The 21568-nt window shown below is 71.6% G+C and carries 15 protein-coding genes; 2 read left to right on the top strand and 13 right to left on the bottom strand.

What is annotated here, in order from left to right; genetic code table 11:
- Positions 1-272 precede the first annotated feature (272 nt).
- The 9 genes from ABTX81_RS35665 to eccD all read right to left on the bottom strand — a co-directional run bounded on the left by ABTX81_RS35665 (position 273) and on the right by eccD (position 11357).
- A complete protein-coding gene (locus ABTX81_RS35665; protein ID WP_350554345.1) occupies positions 273-1958 on the bottom strand; it encodes a ribonuclease J in 1686 nt (561 codons plus the stop codon).
- 170 nt (positions 1959-2128) lie between these two features.
- Positions 2129-3028 (bottom strand): 4-hydroxy-tetrahydrodipicolinate synthase, encoded by a 900-nt coding sequence (gene dapA / locus ABTX81_RS35660; protein ID WP_350554343.1) that lies wholly within the window; start codon positions 3026-3028, stop codon positions 2129-2131.
- A gap of 272 nt (positions 3029-3300) precedes the next feature.
- Positions 3301-4032, bottom strand: a complete 732-nt coding sequence (thyX, locus tag ABTX81_RS35655) for an FAD-dependent thymidylate synthase (RefSeq protein WP_350554341.1) — start codon at positions 4030-4032, stop codon at positions 3301-3303.
- The gene (locus tag ABTX81_RS35650; protein ID WP_350554339.1) at positions 4029-4514 is read right to left on the bottom strand and encodes a hypothetical protein; all 486 of its coding nucleotides are present in this window, start codon (positions 4512-4514) and stop codon (positions 4029-4031) included. Before ABTX81_RS35650 ends, thyX begins: the two co-directional genes overlap by 4 nt.
- A 7-nt stretch (positions 4515-4521) precedes the next feature.
- The gene (gene dapB / locus ABTX81_RS35645; protein WP_350554337.1) at positions 4522-5268 is read right to left on the bottom strand and encodes a 4-hydroxy-tetrahydrodipicolinate reductase; all 747 of its coding nucleotides are present in this window, start codon (positions 5266-5268) and stop codon (positions 4522-4524) included.
- Between the two features lie 14 nt (positions 5269-5282).
- On the bottom strand, positions 5283-6635 hold the full coding sequence (locus ABTX81_RS35640) for a M16 family metallopeptidase (RefSeq protein ID WP_350554335.1): 1353 nt from the start codon (positions 6633-6635) through the stop codon (positions 5283-5285).
- Between the two features lie 109 nt (positions 6636-6744).
- Positions 6745-8952 carry a polyribonucleotide nucleotidyltransferase gene (locus ABTX81_RS35635; RefSeq protein ID WP_350554333.1) on the bottom strand — a complete coding sequence of 736 codons (2208 nt, stop codon included), beginning with the start codon at positions 8950-8952 and terminating at the stop codon, positions 6745-6747.
- Positions 8953-9417: 465 nt separating this feature from the next.
- Positions 9418-9708, bottom strand: a complete 291-nt coding sequence (gene rpsO / locus ABTX81_RS35630) for a 30S ribosomal protein S15 (RefSeq protein ID WP_148645116.1) — start codon at positions 9706-9708, stop codon at positions 9418-9420.
- 185 nt (positions 9709-9893) lie between these two features.
- A complete protein-coding gene (gene eccD / locus ABTX81_RS35625; protein ID WP_350554331.1) occupies positions 9894-11357 on the bottom strand; it encodes a type VII secretion integral membrane protein EccD in 1464 nt (487 codons plus the stop codon).
- Between the two features lie 384 nt (positions 11358-11741).
- On the opposite strand from eccD, the gene eccCa reads away from it, so the two are divergent.
- Both eccCa and ABTX81_RS35615 read left to right on the top strand, forming a co-directional pair.
- The gene (gene eccCa, locus ABTX81_RS35620; protein ID WP_350554329.1) at positions 11742-15689 is read left to right on the top strand and encodes a type VII secretion protein EccCa; all 3948 of its coding nucleotides are present in this window, start codon (positions 11742-11744) and stop codon (positions 15687-15689) included.
- 469 nt (positions 15690-16158) lie between these two features.
- Positions 16159-17574, top strand: a complete 1416-nt coding sequence (locus ABTX81_RS35615; protein ID WP_350554327.1) for an APC family permease — start codon at positions 16159-16161, stop codon at positions 17572-17574.
- Between the two features lie 90 nt (positions 17575-17664).
- Here ABTX81_RS35615 and mycP read toward each other — a convergent pair whose 3' ends face one another.
- The 4 genes from mycP to ABTX81_RS35595 all read right to left on the bottom strand — a co-directional run bounded on the left by mycP (position 17665) and on the right by ABTX81_RS35595 (position 21544).
- Positions 17665-18900 carry a type VII secretion-associated serine protease mycosin gene (gene mycP, locus ABTX81_RS35610; protein ID WP_350554325.1) on the bottom strand — a complete coding sequence of 412 codons (1236 nt, stop codon included), beginning with the start codon at positions 18898-18900 and terminating at the stop codon, positions 17665-17667.
- Positions 18901-18992: 92 nt separating this feature from the next.
- Positions 18993-19286: a WXG100 family type VII secretion target gene (locus ABTX81_RS35605; protein WP_350554323.1), complete on the bottom strand. Its 294-nt coding sequence runs from the start codon at positions 19284-19286 to the stop codon at positions 18993-18995.
- A 76-nt stretch (positions 19287-19362) separates the two neighbouring features.
- Entirely contained in the window at positions 19363-19668 is a 306-nt protein-coding gene (locus ABTX81_RS35600; RefSeq protein WP_350554321.1) for a WXG100 family type VII secretion target, read from the bottom strand.
- A gap of 199 nt (positions 19669-19867) precedes the next feature.
- Positions 19868-21544 carry a type VII secretion protein EccB gene (locus ABTX81_RS35595; protein WP_350554319.1) on the bottom strand — a complete coding sequence of 559 codons (1677 nt, stop codon included), beginning with the start codon at positions 21542-21544 and terminating at the stop codon, positions 19868-19870.
- Between the last annotated feature and the right edge of the window lie 24 nt (positions 21545-21568).

The following is a 21568-nucleotide window of genomic DNA, read 5'->3' as shown; positions in this document are numbered from 1 at the left end:
TTCCATCAGGCGGCTTTCACACCGGCCCTCCGGGCGCTTCGTTCTTTCGTGTTTCCAGCTTATCAGATGTTTTCCGCTCCGTTTTCCGGAGTTTCTTTCATCCGATTTGCTTCGGCCTTTCGGCGCTCCCGAACTCTATCAGAGTTTCTCGGGCCGTTTTCCCGCTCCGTTCTCGAATTTCGTTCGAGAACTTCGACTGGGGGCCGTCCCGTGGGGCAACCCGGAGAACGTTACGCACCGGGCTGCCCCACGTCAAATCACGCCGGGGAGGCTCAGACCTCGACGACGACCGGCAGGATCATCGGGCGGCGGCGGTAGTTGTCCGCCACCCACTTGCCGATGGTCCGGCGGACGAGCTGCTGCACCTGGCGGATCTCCAGGACGCCGTCGCTCGCCGAGCGGTCGAGCGCCTCCTGCAGCCTGGCCGCGACCGGGACGAACGCGGCGTCGTCGATGCCGGAGCCGCGGGCCTGGATGCTCGGGCCGCCGACGATCTTGCCGTTGGTGGAGTCGACCACCACGAAGCAGGAGATGAAGCCCTCCTCGCCGAGGATCCTGCGGTCCTTGAGCGAGGCCTCGGTGATGTCGCCGACCGAGGAGCCGTCGACGTAGACGTAGCCGGCCTGCACCTTGCCGACGATGCGGGCGACGCCGCCCTCCAGGTCGACGCAGACGCCGTCCTCCGCGATGACCACCCGGTTGCGCGGGACGCCGGTCGCGATGCCGAGGTCGGCCGCGGCCCGCAGGTGGCGCCACTCGCCGTGCACCGGCATGAGGTTGCGCGGCTTGCAGATGTTGAAGAAGTACAGCAGCTCGCCGGCCGAGGCGTGGCCGGAGACGTGCACCTTGGCATTGCCCTTGTGCACGACCTTGGCGCCCCAGCGGGTCAGGCCGTTGATGACCCGGTAGACCGCGTTCTCGTTGCCCGGGATGAGCGAGGACGCCAGGACGACGGTGTCGCCCTCGACGATGCGGATCTGGTGGTCGCGGTTGGCCATCCGGGACAGCGCGGCCATCGGCTCGCCCTGCGAGCCGGTACAGATCAGCACGACCTCCTTGTCCGGCAGGTCGTCCAGCTGCTTGACGTCGACGACCATGTTGCCGGGGACCTTCAGGTAGCCGAGGTCGCGGGCGATGCCCATGTTGCGGACCATCGAACGGCCGACGAAGGCGACCTTGCGCTTGTACTCGTGCGCGGCGTCCAGCACCTGCTGGATGCGGTGCACGTGGCTGGCGAAGGAGGCGACGATGATGCGCTTCTCGGCGTTCGCGAAAACGTTTCGCAGCGCGGCCGAGATGTCCCGCTCGTGCGGGATGAAACCGGGGACCTCGGCGTTGGTGGAGTCCACCAGCAGCAGGTCCATGCCCTCCTCCGCCAGCTTGGCGAAGGTCGGCAGGTCGGTGAGGCGGCCGTCGAGCGGCAACTGGTCCATCTTGAAGTCGCCGGTGGCGACGACCATGCCGGCGGGGGTGCGCACGGCGACGGCCAGCGCGTCCGGGATGGAGTGGTTGACCGCGATGAACTGGCAGTCGAAGGGGCCGATCCGCTCGCGGTCGCCCTCGGCGACCTCCAGCACGTACGGGCGGATGCGGTGCTCGGCGAGCTTGGCCTCGATCAGCGCGAGGGTGAGCTTCGACCCGATCAGCGGGATGTCCGGGTTCTCCCGGAGCAGGAACGGGACGGCGCCGATGTGGTCCTCGTGGCCATGCGTGAGGACGATGCCGTCGATCTTGTCGAGGCGGTCCCGGATGTAACTGAAGTCCGGGAGGATCAGGTCGACGCCGGGCTGCTCGTCCTCGGGGAAGAGGACGCCGCAGTCGACGATGAGAATGCGGTCCCCGTATTCGAAGACCGTCATGTTGCGGCCGATCTCGCCGAGACCGCCGAGCGGGGTGATGCGCAGGGCGCCCGCCTTCAGGGCAGGCGGCGCGCCGAGTTCGGGATGCGGGTGGCTCAAAAGACTCTCCTCACGACGCACGCCATATGTCCGGGGTCCTCCCCCGCGAGACATATGGCGTGCGTTCTCAGTGTCGTTTTCCTACCAGGTCTGTGCTCTCGCGCCTTCGGTCCGGTCCAGCGGCGGCCCCGTGAGGGGCCGGCGAGCCGGGGCGCGCACGTCTGTGTCTGTTACAGGTCTACCCCGCCGTCGGCGAGATCCTTCTTCAGTTGCGCGATCTCCTCGGGAGTCGCGCCGATCAGGGGCAGTCGCAGCGGGCCGGCGGGCAGGCCCTGGAGCTCCAGCGCGGCCTTGGTCAGGATGACGCCCTGGGTGCGGAACATACCGGTGAAGACCGGCAGCAGGCGCTGGTGGACGGCCGTGGCCTTGGCCACATCACCGGCCAGGTAGGCCTCGATCATGCTCCGCAGCTCGCCGGCGACCACATGACCGACCACGCTGACGACACCGACGGCTCCGACCGACAGCAGCGGCAGGTTGAGGATGTCGTCGCCGGAGTACCAGGCGAGGTCCGAGCGGGCGATCGCCCAGGCGGCGGCGCCGAGGTCGCCCTTGGCGTCCTTGTTGGCGACGATCCGCGGGTGCTCGCCCAGCCGCACCAGCGTCTCCTGGCTCAGCGCGACGCCGCTGCGGCCGGGGATGTCGTACAGCATGACCGGCAGCCCGGTGGCGTCGGCGACCTCCACGGTGTGCCGGTACAGACCCTCCTGCGGAGGCTTGCTGTAGTACGGCGTGACCACCAGCAGGCCGTGCGCGCCGGCCGCCTCGGCCTGGCGGGCCAGTTCGCCGCTGTGCCGGGTGTCGTTGGTGCCGACCCCGGCCACCACCCGGGCCCGGTCCCCGACCGCCTCCACCACGGCGCGCACGAGCTGGGCCTTCTCGGCGTCGCTGGTGGTCGGGGACTCCCCGGTGGTGCCGTTGACGACGATGCCGTCGTTGCCGGAGTCGACGAGGTGCGCGGCGAGGCGCTGGGCGCCGTCGAGGTCGAGGCCGCCGTCGGCGGTGAACGGTGTCACCATCGCGGTCAGGACCCGCCCGAAGGGCGTCTGGGGAGTGGAGGTCGGAGCCATGCGTCCAAAACTACTCGTAGGCGGTGGGGCGACACCCAGGCCGGTCCACGGCTCGGACGGCCGCGATGACGGGCCGCCGGTGGGCCCGGCCGCGAACCGGTCGTGCACCGCCCCGGCGGAGGCGGTTCCAGCAGCGGGGACGTGGGATTCCGGTGCTGCGTGCTCGGGGGTTCAAGCAGCACCGGAATCCGTGTTCACGAGCGTAGGGAGCGGTCAGAAATGCCGCAATCCAGACATGCCAGACACTCTCCCCGGATGCCCGTCGCCGCAGCTCAGGGGGCGACCCGACCGTGCTTCTCGAAGGCCGCATGGGTGAGCGGCATGAGCTCGGCCCACTGCTCCTCCATGCGCTCGGCGACCATCTCGATCTCGCGCTGCGGGAACGACGGCACCGCCGAGTTCTCCCGCTTGGTGCGCAGCGACAGGAAGTGCATCAGCGAACGGGCGTTGCAGGTCGCGTACATCGACGAGTAGAGCCCGACCGGCAGCACCGCGCGGGCGACCTCGCGGGCCACGCCGGCCTCCAGCATCTCCTGGTAGCGGCCGTACGCCTCGCGGTAGGCGGCCTCCATCGAGGCGGTGACGGTCGTGTGCTGCTCGGGGGTGCCCTCGACGAACTCGTAGCGGCCGGGGCGGCCCTGCTGGACCAGCCTGCGCTCCTCGTTCGGCACGTAGAAGACCGGCTGCAGCTCGCGGTAGCGGCCGGACTCCTCGTTGTAGGACCAGCCGCTGCGGTGGCGGTGGAACTCGCGGAAGACGAAGATCGGCGCGCTGATGAAGAAGGTCATCGAGTTGTGCTCGAACGGCGTGCCGTGCCGGTCGCGCATCAGGAAGTTGATCAGGCCCTTGGACTTCTCCGGGTCCTGCTGGAGCGCCTCCAGGGACTGCTCCCCCGCCGTCGAGACCCGGGCCGCCCAGATGACGTCCGAGTCGTCGGCGGCGCTGCGGACCAGGTCCACGGTGACGTCGCCGCGGAACTGGGGGGCCGTCGTGTCGTCGCTCACGCGCTACTCCTCGCAGGCTTGTTGATGGTGGTGCCAGTGGTGCTGGTGGTGCGGTGCAGCCGGATCGCGTGCTGCATGGTCTTGCGGGCGCGCGGCACGTCGCCTGCGTCGGCGTACGCGACCGCCAGGCGGAAGAAGACCCGCCAGTCGCCGGGGGCGGCCTCGGCCTCGGTCTTGCGGCGGGCGAACACCGCGTCGGCCGAGGCGCGGTCGATCCGCCCGCCGTCGGTGCGCTTCAGCTCGTCGACCGGCAGGCCGCCCTCGGCCTCCAGCTCGCGGGCGAGCCGCTCGCTGTCCCGGCCGAAGCGGACCGTCTGGCGCAGGAACCAGAGGCCGATGACCGGGATGACGAAGGCGCACAGGCCCAGCCCGATGCCGAGCGGCTTGCCGGTGGCGATCAGCTGGACGCCCTCGCCCACGCAGAGCAGCGCGACCAGGGCGAGGACGCCGGAGAGGACGAAGAAGCCGGTACGGGAGGTCATGCCGGGCTCACAGGTCCAGGAAGTGCTCGAGGCCCAGGGTGAGCCCCGGCGTCTCCACGACCTTGCGCACCCCGAGCAGGATGCCCGGCATGAAGCTGCTGTGGTGCAGCGAGTCGTGCCGGATGGTGAGGGTCTCGCCGGTGTCGCCGAACATCACCTGCTGATGGGCGAGCAGGCCGCGCAGCCGCACCGCGTGCACCGGCACCCCGTCGACGTCGGCGCCGCGGGCGCCGGGCAGGCTGTGGGTGGTCGGGTCCTGCTGCGGCGGGCGGCCGGCCTCCGCGCGGGCGGCGGCGATCAGCTGGGCGGTGCGGGTGGCGGTGCCGCTGGGGGCGTCCGCCTTGTGGTCGTGGTGCAGTTCGACGACCTCGACCGACTCGAAGTACCTGGCGGCGATCTGCGAGAACTTCATGCCGAGGATCGCGCCGATCGAGAAGTTCGGGGCGATCAGCAGGCCGAGCTCCGGTGCCTCGTCGAGCCAGCCGCGCACGGTGGCCAGCCGCTCGTCGGTCCAGCCGGTGGTGCCGGTGACCACGTGGATGCCGTGGTGCAGGCAGTAGTCGAGGTTGCCCATCACCGAGTCGGGGTGGGTCAGCTCGACGACGGCCTGGACCCCGGCGTCGGTCAGCTCGGAGAGCTTCGACTCCCGGCCCAGGGCGGCGACCAGCTCCAGGTCCGGGGCGGCCTCGACGGCCTTGACGGCCTCGGAGCCGATCCGGCCCCGGGCGCCGATCACGGCGACACGCAGCGTCATGGTGAGAAGTCCCTTCAGGCCAGCAGGTCGGCGAGCTTGGCGGCCCGCTTGTCGTTGATCGGGCCGATCAGCGCCAGCGACGGCCGGTACGCACCCAGCACATCACGGGCCACCTCGTGGACGTCGTCCAGGGTCACCGCCGCTATCTTCGCCAGCATGTCGTCGACCGACAGGTGGTGGCCGTAGCTCAGCTCGGCCTTGCCGATGCGGTTCATCAGCGAGCCGGTGTCCTCCATGCCGAGCACGGTGGAACCGGAGATCTGGCCGATCGCGCGCCGCAGCTCCTCCTCGGTGATGCCGTCGGCGACCACCTTGGCGAGCTCCTCGCGGCAGATCCGCAGCACCTCCTCGACCCGCTTGGGCTGGCAGCCGGCGTAGATGCCGAACAGGCCGCTGTCCGCGTAGGAGGAGGAGTACGAGTACACCGAGTACGCCAGGCCGCGCTTCTCCCGGACCTCCTGGAACAGCCGCGAGCTCATGCCGCCGCCGAGGGCCGCGTTGAGCACGCCCATCGCCCAGCGGCGCTCGTCGTGCCGGGGCACGCCGGGCACGCCCAGCACCAGGTGGGCCTGCTCGGTGGCGCGGTTGAGCACCTCGACCCTGCCCGCGGTGCGCAGCGCCTTCACGCCGCGCCGGGCCTCGGCGGGGGCGGCCTCGGACTTGGCGAGCAGCGGCGCGAAGGCCTTCTCGACCTGCCGGACGACCTTGCGGTGGTCCAGGTTGCCGGCCGCGGCGACGACCAGGTGCTCGGGCTTGTAGCGGCGGTGGAAGAAGTTCGCGATCTGGTCGCGGGTGAGCGCCCGGACGGTCTCCTGGGTGCCGAGGATCGGCCGGCCGAGCGGGCCGGTACCGAAGATCACCTTGGCGAAGAGGTCGTGGACGACGTCACCCGGGTCGTCCTCGGCCATCGCCATCTCCTCCAGGATGACGCCGCGCTCGGCCTCGACGTCCTCGGGGCGGATCAGCGAGCCGGTGAGCATGTCGCAGACCACGTCGATGGCCAGCGGCAGATCGGTGTCGAGCACCCGCGCGTAGTAGCAGGTGTTCTCCTTGGCGGTGAAGGCGTTCATCTCGCCGCCGACCGCGTCCAGGGCGGCCGAGATGTCCAGCGCGCTGCGCCGCTCGGTGCCCTTGAAGAGCAGGTGCTCCAGGTAGTGGGTGGCACCGTTGAGCTGCGGGGTCTCGTCCCGCGAGCCGACGCCGACCCAGATGCCGAAGGTCGCGGAGCGCACCGTCGGCAGGGTCTCGGTGACGACGCGCAGGCCGCCGGGGAGGACGGTGCGGCGCACGGTTCCGGCGCCGTCCGCGCCCTTCAGCAGGGTCCGGGTCGTGCCGGGGCGCTGCGTCGCCGCCGAGGCCTGGGCCACGGGGGTACCTCCGTAGATGAAGCGGTCCGTCGAGAAGCGGTGGGGACAACAGGGTGCGGCCCGCACGCCGCTGGGGGCGTGCGGGCCGCGGGGTTCAGCTAGCGGCGCTTCACTCGGAAGCGGCCTCGGCGTTCTCCTCGCCCTCGATGACCGGGATCAGCGAGAGCTTGCCGCGCGGGTCGATCTCGGCGATCTCGACCTGCACCTTGGCGCCGACGCCGAGGACGTCCTCGACGTTCTCCACGCGCTTTCCACCGGCCAGCTTGCGGATCTGCGAGATGTGCAGCAGACCGTCCTTGCCCGGCATGAGCGAGACGAAGGCGCCGAAGGTCGTGGTCTTGACCACGGTGCCCAGGTAGCGCTCGCCGACCTCCGGCATGGTCGGGTTGGCGATCTGGTTGATCGTGGTGCGGGCGGCCTCGGCGGCCGGGCCGTCGGCGGCACCGATGTAGATGGTGCCGTCGTCCTCGATCGTGATCTCGGCGCCGGTGTCCTCCTGGATCTGGTTGATCATCTTGCCCTTGGGGCCGATGACCTCGCCGATCTTGTCCACCGGGATCTTGATGGTGATGATGCGCGGCGCGTTCGGGGACATCTCGTCCGGGGAGTCGATGGCCTCGTTCATCACGTCGAGGATGTGCAGGCGGGCGTCGCGGGCCTGCTTCAGCGCGGCGGCGAGCACCGACGCCGGGATGCCGTTGAGCTTGGTGTCCAGCTGCAGGGCGGTGATGAAGTTGCGGGTACCGGCGACCTTGAAGTCCATGTCGCCGTACGCGTCCTCGGCGCCGAGGATGTCGGTGAGGGTCACGAAGTGGGTCTCACCGTCGATCTCCTGGGAGATCAGGCCCATGGCGATGCCGGCGACGGCGGCCTTCAGCGGCACACCGGCGTTCAGCAGCGACATGGTGGAGGCGCAGACCGAGCCCATCGAGGTGGAGCCGTTGGAGCCCAGCGCCTCGGAGACCTGGCGGATGGCGTACGGGAACTCCTCGCGGGTCGGCAGGACCGGGAGGATGGCCCGCTCGGCCAGCGCGCCGTGGCCGATCTCGCGGCGCTTCGGCGAACCGACGCGGCCGGTCTCGCCGACCGAGTACGGCGGGAAGTTGTAGTTGTGCATGTAGCGGCGGCGGGTCTCCGGGGAGAGCGTGTCCAGCTGCTGCTCCATGCGGAGCATGTTCAGCGTGGTGACACCCAGGATCTGGGTCTCGCCGCGCTCGAACAGGGCCGAGCCGTGCACCCGCGGGATGGCCTCGACCTCGGCGGCCAGGGTGCGGATGTCGGTGACGCCGCGGCCGTCGATGCGGACCTTGTCCTTGATGACGCGCTCGCGGACGATCTTCTTGGTCAGCGCGTTGTAGGCGGCGCTGATCTCCTTCTCGCGGCCCTCGAACTCGGGCAGCAGCTTCTCGGCGGCCAGCGCCTTGACGCGGTCCAGCTCGTTGTTGCGCTCCTGCTTGCCCGGGATGGTGAGGGCCTGGGCCAGCTCGTCCTTGACGGCGGCGCTCAGCGCGGCGAGCACGTCGTCCTGGTAGTCCAGGAAGACCGGGAACTCACCGGTGGGCTTGGCGGCCTGGGCGGCCAGCTGCGACTGCGCGGCGCACAGCACCTTGATGAACGGCTTGGCGGCCTCGAGGCCGGCCGCGACGACCTCCTCGGTCGGCGCGTCGGCGCCGCCCTCGACCAGCTTGATGGTCTTGTCGGTGGCCTCGGCCTCGACCATCATGATCGCGACATCGCCGTCCGGCAGGACGCGGCCGGCCACGACCATGTCGAAGACGGCCGACTCCAGCTCGCTGTGGGTCGGGAAGGCGACCCACTGGCCGTTGATCAGCGCGACGCGCACGCCGCCGATCGGGCCGGAGAACGGCAGGCCGGCCAGCTGGGTGGAGGCGGAGGCGGCGTTGATGGCCACCACGTCGTACAGGTGGTCCGGGTTGAGCGCCATCACGGTGACGACGACCTGGACCTCGTTGCGCAGGCCCTTGACGAAGGACGGGCGCAGCGGGCGGTCGATCAGGCGGCAGGTGAGGATCGCGTCCTCGGAGGGCCGGCCCTCACGACGGAAGAACGAGCCGGGGATGCGGCCGGCGGCGTACATCCGCTCCTCGACGTCCACGGTCAGCGGGAAGAAGTCGAAGTGCTCCTTCGGCTGCTTGGACGCGCTGGTGGCCGACAGCACCATGGTGTCGTCGTCCAGGTAGGCGACGGCGGAGCCGGCGGCCTGACGGGCCAGGCGGCCGGTCTCGAAGCGGATGGTACGGGTGCCGAAGGAACCGTTGTCGATCACGGCCTCGGCGTAGAACACGTTCTCTTCCACCTGGAAGATCTCCTCTTTCGTACGTCTCCGGGAGAGCGTCCCCGCGCATCGCCTGCGTGTACGACCCTGAACGGTCGGGCCGGTCTTCGATCGAAGCCTCCGGTGCGCCCCGCTTCGATGGGCGGGGCCTCCGGCGGCCACTACCGAGGACCGGCGCCTCTCGGCCGGCCGGGTCCGGACGGGGCGGTCCGCGTCTGGACGCTCTCTCGGATGCGGGCGGCTTCCGTTTGAAGCCTTCGTCCCGCGGGGGGTTGGGTCCTGCTGCCTGAGTGGCGCGCTTGCGGCGCCATCACCCGGCATGCCCACAACCCTACGGTGCAATCCTCGGCCACCTGGGGAGGTGCGCGCGAGTTGTTATGCCCGGTCGTTGCCTTCGGACGCCCCGGTGGGCGCCCCGGTCATTCGGCCGCGGCATACGCGCGAGGGGCGGCTCCCCGGTGTGGGGAGCCGCCCCGAGCGGCGTTCTCAGCGGGCGCCGCCGGCGGCACCGCGGCGGATGCCCAGGCGGTCGACGAGCGTACGGAAGCGCTCGATGTCCTTCTTGGCCAGGTACTGCAGCAGGCGGCGGCGCTGGCCGACCAGGATCAGCAGGCCGCGGCGCGAGTGGTGGTCGTGCTTGTGGGCCTTGAGGTGCTCGGTCAGGTCCGAGATGCGGCGGGAGAGCATGGCCACCTGGACCTCGGGGGAGCCGGTGTCGCCCTCCTTCTGGCCGAACTCGGCGATGATCTGCTTCTTGACGTCAGAGGCGAGAGCCACTGCAACTCCTTACGAGGTGATACCGAGCGGTCCTGGTCTACGGCACAGGACTCTGGGAGAACTCGGTGTCGTGACGGGCGCGGCCGCCGGTCGTCACCCCACCCAGGGGCGGACACACGGCTGCGCTCGGAGGCCAAGCGTACCAGTGCCGCCGGCACGGGTGGTCGGCGGCCCCGGCGGGCGGGTCAGCCGGTGGCGCCGCGGACCAGTCGGTAGACGTCGAGGACGGCCAGCACCAGCGGGACCAGCGCCATCAGGGTCAGGCTGTCGACCAGGTCCAGGATGCGCCCCCAGAACGGGGAGACGCCGAGCCGGGGCACCACCAGGGCGATCGCGGTGAGCACGGCGGCGCCGAAGGCGATCGAGGCGGCCAGCCAGATGGTGCGCAGGTCGGCGCCGGTGGAGCCGATGCCGGCCCGGAGCACGAACTGCGGGGTGCGCAGGGAGAGGCCGACGATCAGCAGCGACAGGCCGAGCAGGCCGGCGATGGTGAGGCTGAAGACCTGCGCGCTGTAGCGGAACAGCCGGGCGCGCAGCATGGCGGCCAGGCCGAGCAGGAGGGCGAGCAGCTCCGGGTAGGTCTCGTCGGTGAAGCCGAGCACCGCGCAGGCGCCGACGATCACCGCGGCGCAGCCGCCGACCAGACCGACCAGCACCTCGTGGCCGCGGCGGGCCTGGTGGGCGATCCGCTCGTACTGGACGAGTTCGGCGCGGGCGGCCTCCTCGTCGTGGTCGCGGCCGCGGGCGCGGGTCTGGCCGGGGGCGCTGTAGCCGACGGGCAGCCGGGCGAAGCGGGCGGACAGGCCGGGCAGGAAGCCGATCGCGGCGACGGCGGCGACACCGGTGACGGCGGCGATGTGGTTGGCCGGGGTGCCGGGCAGCAGGACGGCGGCGAAGGTGGCGAGCGCGCCGGCCGCGGCCAGGAAGGCGGCGGCGACGAACAGCGAGTCCCGCTCCGGCAGCAGGCCGACCAGCAGGACGGCGACCACCAGCACGGCGACGCAGCCGGTGAGGAACTGCAGCCGACCGGGGCCGTCCAGCGGGCCGCCGGTGGGGGCGAGCACGCCGCTGCCGGCGATCAGGGCGTGCGGCAGGGCGCCGAGGCCGAGCGCGAGGCCGGCCCAGGCGTCCCGGTAGACCCGGGCGCGCACTCCGGCGAAGGCGGTGAGCACGACGGCGACGACGCCGGAGAGCACGCCCGGCAGTCCGTGCATGTCGTGGCGCAGGTCGGAGAACCAGAGCGCGAAGCCGAGCAGGGTGAGCAGCACGCCGGTGCCGATGAGGCCGAAGGCGCGCATCAGCTCGGGGCTCCAGAACCGGCGGTCGCTCTCGCCGGCGGTGGCGATCGCGTCGGCGACGTCGTCGTAGACCGCGGGCGGCAGCGACTCGGCGAACGGGCGCAGGCTGAGCAGGTCGCCGTCGCGCACCTGCTGGGCGGCGAGCGAGCGGCCGCCGTCGAGCACGGTGCCGTCGCGGCGCACCAGGTGGAATCCGGTGGGGACGCCGTCGGGCTGGGTCTGGCCGGAGAGCCGCAGCACCTCGGGGTAGACGTCCGCGAGCGGGACGTCCTCGGGCAGGGCGACGTCGATCCGGCTGTCCGGCGCGACGACGGTGACCCGGCAGAAGCCGGTGGTGGCGGGCGTCGTCATGCCCGCACCTCGTTCGCTCGACGCACTGGGCGCTCCCCCTTGGTGACGGTGCCGCGGTACCGGCGGCTGGTCGGGCTGGCTGTCGCGCCGGCGCCGGCCGGGCGGAACCGGCCCGGCGGGGCCACGAGTTGGCGCGGCGTTACCCTACCCGCTCGGTTCGTGTCCGGCCCCGTGGAGGGCGGGCGGGTCCGCCGGGCCGGGGTCCCAGTAGGATCGGCCCCCTGCGCAAGGCGGCGGGGGCGGCGCGCGCCTCCCCTGGTGCCTGCGGTCGGCGGAGCGGGGGCGGCGTCACACGGGGCGCCCTCACCCGTACGTATCCAGTGGCGTGAGGGCTGATGCCGTGGTGATCGAGCGAAGCGTTCGTGGTCGGGGAGTGGGGCGCGCATGGGCGTGATCACCGTCAAGCGGCCGCCCCGGGCCTATCCGCCCGCGGTGCCGGACGAGCCGGTGGAGCTGGTCGCCCCGCCCGAGCTGCCCCGGTCGGGCGGCGAGGACTGGGTGATGAGCATCCTGCCGATGCTCGGCATGGGTGGATCGGCGGTGTTCTTCTTCTCGCCGGGCGCCCAGGCCCCAATGAAGATCATGGGCGGTCTGATGATCGTCTCGACGGTCGGCATGGCCCTCGCGCAGATCGTCCGGGCCCGCAAGGGCGGCTCCTCGGCCACCGCCGACGAGCGGCGCGACTACCTCAAGTACCTCCAGCAGATGCGCCGCCAGGTACGCCGGACCGCCGAGCGCCAGCGCGGCGCGCAGCTGTTCCTCAACCCCGAGCCGGACCAGCTCTGGTCGATCGTCGCGGACGGCCGCCGGCTGTGGGAACGGCGCTCCGGGGACGCCGACTTCGCGCAGATCCGGGTCGGCCGCGGACCGGTGCAGCTGTCCACCCCGCTGGTCGCGCCGCAGACCGCGCCGATGGACGAGCTGGAGCCGCTGTCGGCAGCCGCGATGCAGACCTTCCTGAAGGCCCACGGCACCCTGCAGGACCTGCCGTTGGCGATCTCGCTGCGCGCCTTCTACCACATCACGGTCTGCGGGGACCCGGACACCGTCTACGGCAACGTCCGGGCGATGATCGCCCAGTTGACCACCCTGCACTCGCCGGACGACCTGCTGATCACGGTGGCGGCCGCGCCCGGCGCGGTGGACGAGTGGGAGTGGACCAAGTGGCTCCCGCACAACCAGCACCGCAAGGAGAGCGACGGCGCGGGTTCGCGCCGGCTGATCGCCACCGGCCTCGGCGAGCTGGAGCTGCTGCTCCAGGACGAACTGGCCGGCCGTCAGCGGTTCGTCCGGGACGCCGCGCCGGCGCCCGACCAGCCGCACATCGTCGTCGTGATGGACGGCGCCTCGGTGCCGCACGAGTCGCTGCTGGCCGGCGCCGAGGGCGTGCACGGGGTGACCATCGTCGAGGTGGTCCCGGGCGACCTGGACGAGCCGTCCGGGCACCTGATCGTCACGGTCTCGCCGGACGAGCTGGTGCTGCGCTCGGCCTCCGGCGCCACCTACGCCGGCCTCCCGGACACCCTCTCCGCCTGGCAGTCCGAGGCGCTGGCCCGGCAGTTGGCGCCGTACCGGGCGTCGGCCGGCGGTGACGACGAGCCGCTGCTGTCCAACCTGGACTTCACCGACCTGATGAACTCCGGCGACCCGGGCTCCTTCGACGTGGCCCGCAGCTGGCGGCAGCGGGCGCAGCACGAGCGGCTGCGGGTGCCGATCGGCGTCGGGGCCGGCGGCGAGCACGTCCACCTGGACATCAAGGAGGCCGCGCTGGAGGGCATGGGCCCGCACGGCCTGTGCGTCGGCGCGACCGGCTCCGGCAAGTCCGAGCTGCTGCGCACCCTGGTGCTGGGCCTGGCGATGACGCACTCCTCGGAGACGCTGAACTTCGTGCTCGCCGACTTCAAGGGCGGCGCGACCTTCGCGGGCATGGCGGACATGCCGCACACCTCCGCGGTGATCACCAACCTGGAGGGGCAGCTCACCCTGGTCGACCGCATGCGGGACGCCATCGAGGGCGAGCTCAACCGGCGCCAGGAACTGCTGCACCGGGCCGGCAACTACGCGAACATCCACGAGTACGAGCGGGCCCGGGCGGCCGGCGCGGCGCTGGACCCGCTGCCCTCGCTGGTGCTGATCATCGACGAGTTCTCCGAACTCCTCACCGCCAAGCCCGACTTCATCGACATGTTCATCCAGATCGGCCGGATCGGCCGGTCCCTCGGGGTGCATCTGCTGCTGGCCTCGCAGCGCCTGGAGGAGGGCAAGCTGCGCGGTCTGGACACCTATCTCTCCTACCGGATCGGCCTGCGCACCTTCTCGGCGGCCGAGTCGCGGGCGGCGATCGGCGTCCCGGACGCCTACCACCTGCCGCCGGTGCCGGGTGTCGGCTACCTGAAGTTCGGCACCGACGTGATGGAGCGGTTCAAGGCGGCGTACGTCTCCGGGCCGTACCGGGCGCCGGGGCAGCAGCGGTCCACCGGCGGCCGGCTGGTGACCGCGCGGCCGGTGCGGTTCACCGCGGCCGAGGTGCCGGTGACCGAGCCGCTGGTGCAGGAGGTCGAGCCGATCGTCGAGGAGCCGGACGACGCGCTGGCGGACACCGTGCTGGACGTGTTCGTGCAGCGGATGGCGGGCCAGGGCCCGGCCGCGCACCAGGTGTGGCTGCCGCCGCTGGACGCCCCGCCGAGCGTGGACCAGCTGCTGCCGCCGCTCCAGGCGACCGCCGAGCGCGGGCTCACCGCGCCGCAGTACGGGGCGCTGGGCCGGCTGCGGGTGCCGGTCGGCATCGTCGACAAGCCGCGCGACCAGAAGCGCGACATCCTCGACCACGACTACGCGGGGGCGGCCGGCCACGGCCTGGTGGTCGGCGGGCCGCGCTCCGGAAAGTCGACGGTGATCCGCACCACGGTGGCCTCGTTCGCGCTCACCCACACCCCGCTGGAGGTGCAGTTCTACCTGCTGGACTTCGGCGGCGGCGGCTTCCAGTCGCTGCAGGACCTGCCGCAGGTCGGCGGGGTGGCCGGGCGGCTGGACGCCGAGAAGGTCCGCCGGATGGTCTCCGAGGTGCACGGCGTGCTGAACCGGCGCGAGGAGCTGTTCCGCTCCACCGGGATCGACTCGATCGGCACCTACCGGGCCCGCCGGGCCTCCGGCGCGCTGCCGGAGGAGCAGTTCGGCGACGTCTTCCTGGTGATCGACGGCTGGAACACCTTCAAGCAGGAGTTCGAGGCGCTGGAGCCGGTGATCGGCGACATCGCCCAGCGCGGCCTGGGCTACGGCGTGCACCTGATCGTCACCGCGGCCCGGTACGCCGAGGTCCGCCCGGCGCTCAAGGACCTGCTGCAGAACCGGACCGAGCTGAAGCTCGGCGACTCCATGGAGTCCGAGGTGGACCGCCGGGTGGCGCAGAACGTGCCGGCCGTCCCGGGGCGCGGCGTCACCGCGGACCGGCTGCACTTCCTCACCGGCCTGCCCCGCCTCGACGGCTCCGGCTCGGTGGAGGACCTGCAGAACGGCGTGGCCGGGCTGGTCTCGGCGGTCGCCGGGGCGTGGACCGGCCCGCGCGCGCCGCAGGTGCGGATGCTGCCGGCGGTGCTGGACGGGCACGCGCTGCCGAAGGGCTTCGAGCACCCGGAGCGGGGCGTCGCGTTCGGCGTGGACGAGGCGGAGCTGGCGCCGGCCTTCGTGAACTTCGAGACCGACCCGCTGTTCATCGTCTTCGGCGACACCGAGTCCGGGAAGTCCGCGCTGCTGCGGATGCTGGTCAAGCAGATCACCGAGCGGTACACCCCGGACCAGGCCGGCATCGTGGTCGGCGACTACCGGCGCGCGCTGCTCGGCGTCGTCCCGCCGGAGCACCTGGTGGAGTACGCCGCCGCGCAGCCGGCCATGTCGAGCGTGGTCGAGATGCTGCGCGGGGCCTGCGCGCGCCGGCTGCCCGGGCCGGACGTGACCGCCGAGCAGCTGCGCAACCGCAGCTGGTACAGCGGCAAGGACATGTTCGTGGTGGTCGACGACTACGAGCTGGTGGCGACCTCCTCGGGCAATCCGCTGGCGGCGCTCGCGGAGTTCCTGCCGTTCGCGCGGGACATCGGCCTGCGGGTGATCGTCGCGCGCAGCGCGGGCGGCGCCGGGCGCTCGCTGTACGAGCCGTTCATGCAGCGGATGCGCGAGCTGGGCGGCCAGGGCGTGCTGCTCTCCGGCAACCGCGACGAGGGCCCGCTGCTGGGCAACGTCAAGCCGCAGGCGCTGCCACAGGGCCGGGGCGTGTACGTCTCGCGCCGGGTGACCAGCGGGCAGATGGTGCAGACGGGCTGGCTGCCGGCGCCGTAGGCCGACTCTCGTCACGGAGCGTGACCGAAGGGGTCGGGTCCTCGGATCCGGCCCCTTCCGGCGTCCCAGGTGCCGAAACGTTACCTAGATCTTTCCGCCGCGGGGCTGCGGTTCCCGTACCCGGCCCACGGCTTGGCGGGCGGTGCCGGGGTGTTCGGTCGACCTGCCCCCGCATCCGGGCGAAGCCTTTGAATGGATGCGTGAAACACGGCGTTCACCTTGGATTCAAGCGCGGTGCAGCGAAAGTAACAAGTCGGACATGCATAGTGATGACGGTTAGTGATCATCAGATCGCATGCCTATGCGGTGCTTGACAACGGATTCCGAAGCCCTTCCGCGATTGACTCGATCAATCCGGCCAAGGTTCCATGGCGGCCCGGGAGCGACAGGACCAGAAACCGAGCCAGTCAGCCAGCGGAGGCGATACCGCTCCCTCTCCAGGACCAGCACAGAGCCGATCGGATGCCTCATGACCGACACGCTTCGCCCGCCCGCCCCCGTGGCCCCCGCCACGGCCGTCGCAGGCGCGCCCGACGCCCAGCAGAAGACGCTCAAGCGCTCGATCGGTGTCGTCGGCGGCACGCTGCTCACGCTCTCCTGCGTCACCCCGGCCTCCACGCTCTTCGTGATCGTCCCGGAGCTGTTCTCCAGCATCGGCAGCGCCACCGCGCTGGCCATCGCGATCGGCTCGATCCTCTGCATCGCCGTCGCCTTCTGCTACTCCGAGCTCGGCACCCTGATCCCCAGCGCCGGCGGCGAGTACGCGATGGTCGGCACCCTGGCCGGACGGCTGGCCGGCTGGCTGGTCTTCGTGCTCTCGCTGATCGTGGTGATGATCGTCCCCTCGGTCATCGCCCTCGGCACCGCCGACTACCTCGCCCCCGTGCTGCACGTCGACAAGCCGCTGGCCGGCGCCGCGGTGATGCTCGCCGCCACCCTGGCCGGCCTGCTGGACCTGCGCGCCAACGCCTGGATCACCGGCATCTTCCTGGTCCTGGAGGTCATCGCGGCCGGCGTCGTGTCGGTGCTCGGCTTCGCCCACGCCAACAACGGCGCGCCCAGCATGCTGCACGGCGTGGTCACCGGCGAGGACGGCGTCACCACCACGGTGAGCATCGGCGCCATCATCGGCGCCCTCGGCATCGCGCTCTTCATCACCCAGGGCTTCTCCACCGCCGTCTACCTCTCCGAGGAGCTGGAGAACCCGCGCCGCAACGTCTCCCGCACCGTGCTGTGGACGCTGGGCATCTCCGCCGCGATCCTGCTGGTCCCGGTCGCCGCCATCACCATGGGCGCCCCCGACCTGGCGACGCTGAGCTCCGGCGACATCTCCGGCATGGTCACCGCCTGGAGCAACTCCGCGGTCGGCACCTTCATCAGCCTCTGCGTCGCGCTGGCCATCATCAACGCCGGCATCGTCATGGTCATCCAGAACTCCCGGGTGCTGTTCGCCTCGGCCCGCGACAAGGCCTGGCCCGGCCCGGTCAACAAGGCCTTCGGCACCCTGGGCCGGTTCGGCTCCCCGTGGATCGCCACCCTGGCCGTCGGCCTGCCGGGCGCCGCGCTCTGCTACGTCAAGGGCGAGCTGCTCAGCGAGATCACCGGCGTCGCCGTCACCGGGATGTACCTGCTGGTCGCGGTCGCCGCGCTGCTCTCCCGCCGCAAGCACCACAAGCACGCCGCCGCCTGGCGGATGCCGCTGTGGCCGGCCGTCCCGGTGCTGCTGATCGTGGTGCTCGGCTACGTCATCACCCAGCTGGACACCGTGCCGCTGCTGTGGACCGGCGGCATCACCGCCGTGGCCACCCTCTACTGGCTGTTCTACCTGCGCCCCCGCCAGGACACCCACTGGGTGATCAGCCTCCCCGAGGACCAGCAGGCCTGATCCCCAGGACCCCCACCCCTCCCCCACACGGCAGTGCCCCGGGCTCCCCCTGGCCCGGGGCACTGCCGCGTCCGCGTGGACGCCGGCCGGCTAGGACTGGCGGCGGTGGTCCCGGAGCACCACGCCGCCGCCGATCAGCAGCGCGACCAGCAGGGCGCCGATGCCCAGGACGTAGGTCGCGGTCCGGCCGTCGCGGTCGGCCTGGGTCTCGCCGAGGCCGAGCGGGCGCGGCGAGATCGGGGCGGAGGCCAGCTCGACCGGCGGGTCCTCCACCGGGCGCTCGGCCGGCGCGGCGGGCGCGGTGGTCACCGCCTTCACCGGGTCGACCACGCCCCAGCCGATGTACTCGTTCGCCTTGTGGTCGGTGCGCTGCGCGGTCTGCTCGATCCAGGCCCGCACCTGGCTGGGCTTCCAGTCCTTGTGCGCGCCGACCAGCAGCGCCGCCAGGCCGGAGACGTACGGGGCGGCGAAGCTGGTGCCGTTGTCCACGCACTGCCCGCCGTGCGGGACGGTGGAGAGCATGTCGACCCCGGGGGCCGCGACGTCCACGAAGTCGCCGTACTGGGAGAAGTAGGTGCGCTCGTTGTTGCGGTCGGAGGCGCCCACGGCGAGCACCGTGCGGAACGCCGCCGGATAGGTGTCGCCCTTCTTGCCGTCGTTGCCGGAGGAGGCCACCACCACCACGCCGTGGCTCTCCGCGTTGTCGATCGCGGCCTTCAGCTCGTCGTAGCCGACGAACCGGGTGTCGCCCGCGCCGCGCACGTCCTGCGAGATGTTGATGACCTTGGCGCCCTGCTGGACGGCCGAGTTGATCGCCGCGACCAGCGAGTGCACATCGCCGTTGCCCTCGGCGTCGTTCTGCCGGATCGACAGGATGGCGGCGCCCGGGGCGATGCCGACGAAGCCGGTCCGCTCGCTGCGGGCGGCCGCGATGATGCCGGCCACCTTGGTGCCGTGGCCGACCCGGTCGTCCCTGCCGCCGCCCTCGACCTGCTTGCCCTCCTTGTCCTTGAGCAGCGAGCCGCCGTCCAGGACCTTGCCGGCGAGCTGCGGGTTCTGGTCGTCCACCCCGGTGTCGATGACCGCGACCAGCACCCCGGCGCCGGTGACCGCACCGCCCTGCCAGAGCTCGTCCAGCACCATCCGCTGGAGCGACCACGGCACGGCCTGCACGTCCTGGGCGTTCTTGCCGCACTCCCCCGCGGCCGAGATGCCCGGTCCGTCCGCTGCCGCCGGCACCGTCGACGGGCCGCCGAGCAGTGCGAGTACGGCCGCCGCCGCGGCCGCCGTCCGGTACCTGACCACCGGCACCCTGCCACCCCTCATGTCGTCCACCTGGTTGCACGCTCGCGCGCCAAAGGCGGGCGCCCGCGAGGGGGGCACCCGCCCATCGGCACGCCGGGTCCGGCGGTGAGCCGTCAACCGGTCCAGAGAGTGGCGTTGCGGTTCTCGGTGTTCCGGTAGCTCTCGGCCGCGCTGTCCAGCGACTTGGCGATCTGCTCCAGCACCTGCTGCAGGTGGGCGGCGCGCTGGTCCCACTTGGCCTGGTGGCCCTGGTAACCCTGCTGGGCGGCGCCCTCCCAGCTCGCGGCGATCTTGGTGACGCCGGCCTTCAGCTCCTCCAGCTGGTGCTGGATGGTCTGCGCGGTCCGACGGACCTCCGAGCTGGCGTTCTTGATGGTCTCGAAGTTGACCAGAATGTGTTCGGCCACGATGTCTCCTAGTCGAGGCTGCGAGGCACCCCGTCACCCGGGGTGCGCGTCGCGGGGTGAACGGACAGAGCCAGGATCAGGCGCCGGCGGCGGCGGACCCGAAGATCGCCTGCTGGTCGGCGTCGGCCTGCGAGTACTTCTGGGTCGTGAGCTCGATCGCGTCCTTGATGGCCCGCAGCGACTTGTTCAGCTCCTGGGCGTCCCCGTTGAACTGACCCTGGAGGCTGGTGTACGCCTGCGCGGCCTGGCCCTGCCAGCCACTGGTGATCGAACCCACCAGGGTGTTGAGGCCGTTGATCTCGGTGTTGATCTTGCCGATGACCTCGTCCATGTGCTTGGCGAACGCCAGCATCTCCTGAGCGGTCGTCTTGAACTGACCCATGCTCCACCGTCCCCCATGAGACAGACCTCGTGGCCGGGGTCCGTTTCCGGCCCCGGGCATCACCGGTGTGATGTCCTGCAGCACTGTAGTCGGCACACGCAGCTCACCCAACACCGGGCGACGGACAGTTACCAAGCCATGACATCGTGGCCAATTCCTTTGCGCCACGCGGACAGAGGCTCCCCGGACGTCCCGTCGGTCAGGCGTTCTGCTGCTGCGCCGCGCTCTTCGCGTTGAGCGCCGGACCGGCCGGCACCAGGTTCGACCACTGCTGCGGCACCAGCGCCGGCTGCAGGCCCTGGTAGCCGAGCCGGGCCTGGTTGCCGCCCGCCTCCTCGGGCTGCGGCGGACCGGACGGCGTCGCCGACGGCGCGGCGGGCGCCTTCGACGCGGCGCCCTGGCCGGCCGGCTGGCCCGGCGTGGCCGGCGCGGTGGTCTGGCCGCCCTTGCCGCCCTCGCTGCTGGCCGGCACCGCGTAGCGCAGCCCGGTCTCGGTGATGAGGAAGTCGGTGCCGGAGCCCTCCGCCGCGTTGTCCAGCGCCCGGTAGAACAAACCGTGACCCGGCGTCACATGCGCGGTGGCCGCGCCGTTGCTGTAGCGCACCGGGTAGTCGGGGCCGGCCCAGACACTGCGCTTCGGCGTCCGGCCGTCCTCCGCCACCCCCTCGAAGGTGCTGCAGACCACCGGGCGCGCGTCCTTCGGCGCCTTCCAGTTGTTGGCCGGCGCGCCCGTGCCGGCGGGCCAGTCGGCGGCGCCCTCGGCCATCAGCGGCACATTGCTGTTGACGACGGCGTGCTCGGCCGGGGTCAGCTCGTCGACCCGCGGGGTCCGGTTGGCGTCCTGGTTGTACAGCGGCTGCAACTGCGGGTTCTGCCGGATGAGTTCCGCCTGGAACGGGGTGATCAGCAGCAGCCGGTCCTTGCCCACCACGTAGTACTTGTCGCCGAACTTGACCAGCCGGCCGACCTTGCGGTCCTCCGGGTTCTGCAGCGGCACCGAGGAGTTGGCCGCCTTGGTGTCCGGGACCAGCCCGTCGATCCTCGGGAAGACGATGTCGCTGCCCGGCGCCAGGGTCTCCAGCCAGTCCTTCTTCACCTTCTGCGGGACGGCGGTCGGCCCGAAGATCGCGCCCATCAGCTGGGTCCGGGTGGCGTCCGAGTCCTCCGGGCCGCCGATCGCGTGCTTGCGGCCCTTGTCGTCCACCAGGAACAGCCGCTGCTTCCCCTGGCCCGCGCCCTGGCCGGAGGCGGCCACCTGCGGGTCGTCCGCCTGCTGCACCAGCAGCGTCTGACCGACGTCCAGCCTGCGGTCCTTCGCGCCGAGCGCGTCCGCGTCCGCGCCGCCCGCCACGAACACCGCCTGGTCGACGGTGCTGCCCTGCTCGTCGCCCGGGCGGTCGCAGACCGACCACTTCATCGGCCGGCTCGCGTTCTCCTTGCTCGGCAGCTTGTCCGGCGCGTAGGGGATGCCGATCGTCGGACCGTGGTTGGGGTAGCGGTCCAGCACGCCGTCGTCGACCACCACGACCTTGGAGTCCACCGGCAGCACCAGCCGCGCCGAGGCCATGTTCAGCACCTGGTGCAGCCGCTTGGTCCTGCCGTCCGGGTCGGTCAGCACCACGTAGCGGGTGGTGCTCTGCTTGCCCTGGACGATGAACTTGCCCTCGTCCCAGCCCACCGGGGCGCTCGGCTTGAACACCCCCCAGAGGCCGAAGCCGCCGACCACCAGCGCGCCGACTATGACGCTCGGCAGCACCGCCTTGACCGGCCGCGGCGCGTCCTCGTCGCTCCCCCCGCCACCGGGCAGCAGAAAGGCCGCGACCGTGCGCTTGCGGGCGAAGGTGTAGGCGTTCAGCTCGTCGCGGCGCGATGCCATCCTCGTCGTCTCCCCTGTCGGACC

Origin of the sequence: Kitasatospora sp. NPDC097605 (assembly GCF_040302725.1) — a bacterium.
GTDB lineage: Bacteria > Actinomycetota > Actinomycetes > Streptomycetales > Streptomycetaceae > Kitasatospora.
The sequence above is the reverse complement of the archived record's forward strand: the minus strand, read 5'-3'. Positions and strand labels throughout refer to the sequence as shown.

What these genes read in the sequence shown, in the direction of transcription:
- dapA (WP_350554343.1), bottom strand. Translation starts at nt 3,028, where the DNA reads ATGGCTCCGACCTCCACTCCCCAGACGCCCTTCGGGCGGGTCCTGACC.
- ABTX81_RS35650 (WP_350554339.1), bottom strand. Translation starts at nt 4,514, where the DNA reads ATGACCTCCCGTACCGGCTTCTTCGTCCTCTCCGGCGTCCTCGCCCTG.
- dapB (WP_350554337.1), bottom strand. Translation starts at nt 5,268, where the DNA reads ATGACGCTGCGTGTCGCCGTGATCGGCGCCCGGGGCCGGATCGGCTCC.
- eccD (WP_350554331.1), bottom strand. Translation starts at nt 11,357, where the DNA reads ATGACGACGCCCGCCACCACCGGCTTCTGCCGGGTCACCGTCGTCGCG.
- eccCa (WP_350554329.1), top strand. Translation starts at nt 11,742, where the DNA reads ATGGGCGTGATCACCGTCAAGCGGCCGCCCCGGGCCTATCCGCCCGCG.
- ABTX81_RS35615 (WP_350554327.1), top strand. Translation starts at nt 16,159, where the DNA reads ATGACCGACACGCTTCGCCCGCCCGCCCCCGTGGCCCCCGCCACGGCC.
- mycP (WP_350554325.1), bottom strand. Translation starts at nt 18,900, where the DNA reads ATGAGGGGTGGCAGGGTGCCGGTGGTCAGGTACCGGACGGCGGCCGCG.
- ABTX81_RS35600 (WP_350554321.1), bottom strand. Translation starts at nt 19,668, where the DNA reads ATGGGTCAGTTCAAGACGACCGCTCAGGAGATGCTGGCGTTCGCCAAG.
- ABTX81_RS35595 (WP_350554319.1), bottom strand. Translation starts at nt 21,544, where the DNA reads ATGGCATCGCGCCGCGACGAGCTGAACGCCTACACCTTCGCCCGCAAG.